The 2,922-nt window shown below is 61.2% G+C and carries 2 protein-coding genes and 4 pseudogenes; 2 read left to right on the top strand and 4 right to left on the bottom strand.

The genetic code is table 11. From position 1 onward, the window contains the following. Both NKI05_RS32095 and NKI05_RS32090 read right to left on the bottom strand, forming a co-directional pair. A pseudogene (locus NKI05_RS32095) lies at positions 1 to 185 on the bottom strand (IS1380 family transposase); the annotation flags it as partial. A gap of 97 nt (positions 186 to 282) precedes the next feature. Further along, a pseudogene (locus NKI05_RS32090) lies at positions 283 to 384 on the bottom strand (LysR family transcriptional regulator); the annotation flags it as partial. 575 nt (positions 385 to 959) lie between these two features. On the opposite strand from NKI05_RS32090, the gene NKI05_RS32085 reads away from it, so the two are divergent. Next, complete coding sequence (locus NKI05_RS32085; protein WP_023708072.1) at positions 960 to 1,235, top strand: acyl carrier protein; 276 nt, start codon at positions 960 to 962, stop codon at positions 1,233 to 1,235. After that, positions 1,236 to 2,441, top strand: coding sequence for a beta-ketoacyl-[acyl-carrier-protein] synthase family protein (locus NKI05_RS32080; RefSeq protein WP_023708073.1), 1,206 nt, complete (start codon positions 1,236 to 1,238; stop codon positions 2,439 to 2,441). Here the strand turns inward: NKI05_RS32080 and NKI05_RS32075 are convergent. Both NKI05_RS32075 and NKI05_RS32070 read right to left on the bottom strand, forming a co-directional pair. Further along, positions 2,428 to 2,592 (bottom strand): annotated as a pseudogene (locus NKI05_RS32075) (LysR family transcriptional regulator); the annotation flags it as partial. The gene NKI05_RS32080 and the pseudogene NKI05_RS32075 overlap by 14 nt on opposite strands. Before the next feature lie 168 nt (positions 2,593 to 2,760). Further along, positions 2,761 to 2,922 (bottom strand): annotated as a pseudogene (locus tag NKI05_RS32070) (IS1380 family transposase); the annotation flags it as partial.

The following is a 2,922-nucleotide window of genomic DNA, read 5'->3' as shown; positions in this document are numbered from 1 at the left end:
CTGGTCCGGGCAGCGCGGATCGTCGATGCAACGCGCCAGACGCTCGGCCACCCGCAACCGCTTTTCCACCTCGGCCTAGGCCAGAACGCCGCTGTGGACGACAGCATGCCGCCGTCGAAACGGGCGACGACGGACTTGCCGCCGACTGATGAAAAACCGCTCACCGGCAGCGCAAGATCGTTCATGGTGGGTGTGGTCTCCGGGAAATTTCGGATCGGCTTAAGCAACCAAATCCTACGTCATTTCAACGGGCTTGCGCCCACATCCACCAACCCCCATGAATTTGGTTAGGTTGATGCTGCGTGCCGCAGCCGTGAGGCCGCGCTCGCTAAGCAGCGCGTCGAGAACGACGAGAAGATTCAGATCGAGCCCTTTGAAACGCATGTCTTAGCTATCCATAGCGTGGATGAATTTGATTGAAACAAACGATTTTACCAATTTTCCGGAATGTCGCATGGACCTGGCAGGACCTCACGTGCGCCGATCACTGCCTCTATCGCGTGGCGAGTCCCTTGAGAACAGCCCGAAATAGGAAATCTGTCGCGTGCGGTGGGGATTGTACTGGGAATGAGAGGCAGCGCTCCGATCATGTCGAACTCTCCGACGAATAGCGGACCGGTACAATAGTTGATCGCAGCTGGTCCGGAGCAATGAAACATCTCGATTACATATGAGGTGCCGAGTGAATACGCTGACGGCACCCACCGTCGCAGCGTTTAGCTGACGTTTGACGACGGTTCCTATCCATTTACACGCAGATTCTTGATGTGCTGGCGCAAAACCGGGAGGCCGGCGACTCTTCTTCGTCATCGGGCTGACGCCGAAGAAGCCGGAGCTCGTCCGGTTCCTATGGGCATTGGGCTTGGTCGGTCGCACAGGCTCTATGAGGGGCAATTTTGGCAACGCGACGCGACTCGGGTTTTGAACGACGCCGAAAACGCAAGCTAGAAAGGAACAAGATGGCAGATCAACTCGCCAACGAAATAATCGCAATGATCAAGAAGCGCGCCGCGTCGGAGGGCGGCATAGCGCCTGCCACGGGCGGCGAGATAACGGCCGCCACGGGACTGACTTCGCTCGGTATCGATTCACTGGGATTGGCGGACGTTCTCTGGGACCTGGAGCAGGCCTACGGCATCGAGATCGAGATGAATACGGCCGAGGCATGGTCGGATCTCCAGAATGTTGGGGACATGGTGGAAGCCGTGCGCAGCTTGCTCGCTACGGGGGTGTGAATGGACAGGCGCGTCGTGATTACTGGGATTGGCGGAATTTGCGGGCTTGGAACCAACGCCGCCGCCATTTGGACAGAGATGCGAGAAGGCCGCTCCGCCATCGGCCCAATCGTCAACTCCGAGTTCCATGAATTGAGGGTCAGGATCGGTGCCGAGATCAAGGCCCTGCCGGAGCATGACATCGACAGCAAGCAACTCATCTCCATGGACCGCTTCAGCCTGCTCGCTGTGCTTGCGGCGCGCGAAGCCATGCGTCAGGCCGGACTTTCCTCCAAAGAGGGAAATAGCTATCGCTTCGGTGCGACGGTGGGCGTTGGCGGCTGCGGGTGGGATGCGATCGAGCAAACCTACCGCGCCATCCTGCTGGGCGGTAAGCGTGCCGCTCTCTTGACTGTACCCAAGGCGATGCCGGGTGCCGCTGCCGGCCAGGTCAGCATGAGTCTCGGCCTGCGCGGGCCGGTCTTCGGCGTCACGTCCGCCTGTTCCTCGGCAAACCATGCGATTGCCTGCGCGGTGGACCAGATCAGGCTCGGCCGGGCCGACGTGATGCTTGCCGGCGGCAGCGAAGCGCCGCTCATATGGGGTGTGCTGAAGGCATGGGAAGCGATCCGCGTGCTTTCGCCCGATACTTGCCGGCCATTCTCGGCCGATCGCCAGGGCCTGTCGCTTGGTGAAGGAGCCGGCATGGCGGTGCTGGAAAGCTACGAGCATGCCCTGGCTCGGGGCGCCACCATCCTTGCCGAAATTGCGGGTGCCGGCCTTTCCGCCGATGCGTCCGGCATCGTCGCGCCGACTGTCGAGGGGCCGGAGGCAGCAATGCGGGCCTGCCTTGCCGATGCCAGGCTGGATGCCGAAGATGTCGACTATCTCAACGCGCACGGCACCGGCACCAAGGCCAACGACCAGATCGAGACGGCGGCGATCAAGCGCGTCTTCGGTCAGCACGCCTTCTCAATGTCCATTTCTTCTACCAAGTCCATGCACGCGCATTGCCTCGGCGCTTCCGGCGCGCTCGAGTTGATCGCCTGCGTGATGGCTATCCGCGAGAGCGTCGTGCCGCCGACTGCCAATTATCGTGAGCTGGACCCCGATTGCGATCTCGACGTCACGCCCAATGTGGCACGCGAGCGCAAGGTGCGCGTGGCACTGAGCAACTCCTTCGCCTTTGGCGGCACGAACGCGGTTCTGGCGTTCAGGCAGGTGTAGAAGCCATGAGAGATGCCTCCGGCAACATTATCTCTCGCATCCAGATGCTTGCCGGATAACTATTGTGAAGGGCGGGTCATTGACCGCCTCGGCGAATGCGGGAAGTGGCAGCGGAAGCTCGACGATCCGGGGGTATCGTCTTTGCGAAATTCTTAACTGTTGAACCGGCTTGGACGTACCGCCGCCCCGTAAAAGGTAAGCGAGGCCCTGCGGGCTCGGCTTGAGGGTCTGAAGCTGTACACGACAAATTTCTGGAAGCCGCAGGGTCGGCTCTGCGCCCGTTATGTCGCCTGAGTGCTGCCGGCCCGGCCGCGCCGCGGGCGCCGTCAACGAACTTCTTGAACCTGCGGACCTTGCCTGTCTTGGCCGACGCTTCGAAGCGCGCGGTCGTGCTGGCCTCCAGATCCGCGACATGCTTGCGCAGGGTCGTGGTGGGCGCGAGGCCAAAGATGAAGTCGACATCGTTGGCGCGGCACCAGTC

The sequence above is a fragment of the Mesorhizobium sp. M0771 genome (assembly GCF_040320155.1).
Taxonomy (GTDB): domain Bacteria; phylum Pseudomonadota; class Alphaproteobacteria; order Rhizobiales; family Rhizobiaceae; genus Mesorhizobium.
This window is presented reverse-complemented; position numbering and strand designations above follow the sequence as displayed.

Excerpts from the sequence above, each read along its gene's own strand:
- NKI05_RS32085 (WP_023708072.1), top strand. The coding sequence starts at position 960 with ATGGCAGATCAACTCGCCAACGAAATAATCGCAATGATCAAGAAGCGC.
- NKI05_RS32080 (WP_023708073.1), top strand. The coding sequence starts at position 1,236 with ATGGACAGGCGCGTCGTGATTACTGGGATTGGCGGAATTTGCGGGCTT.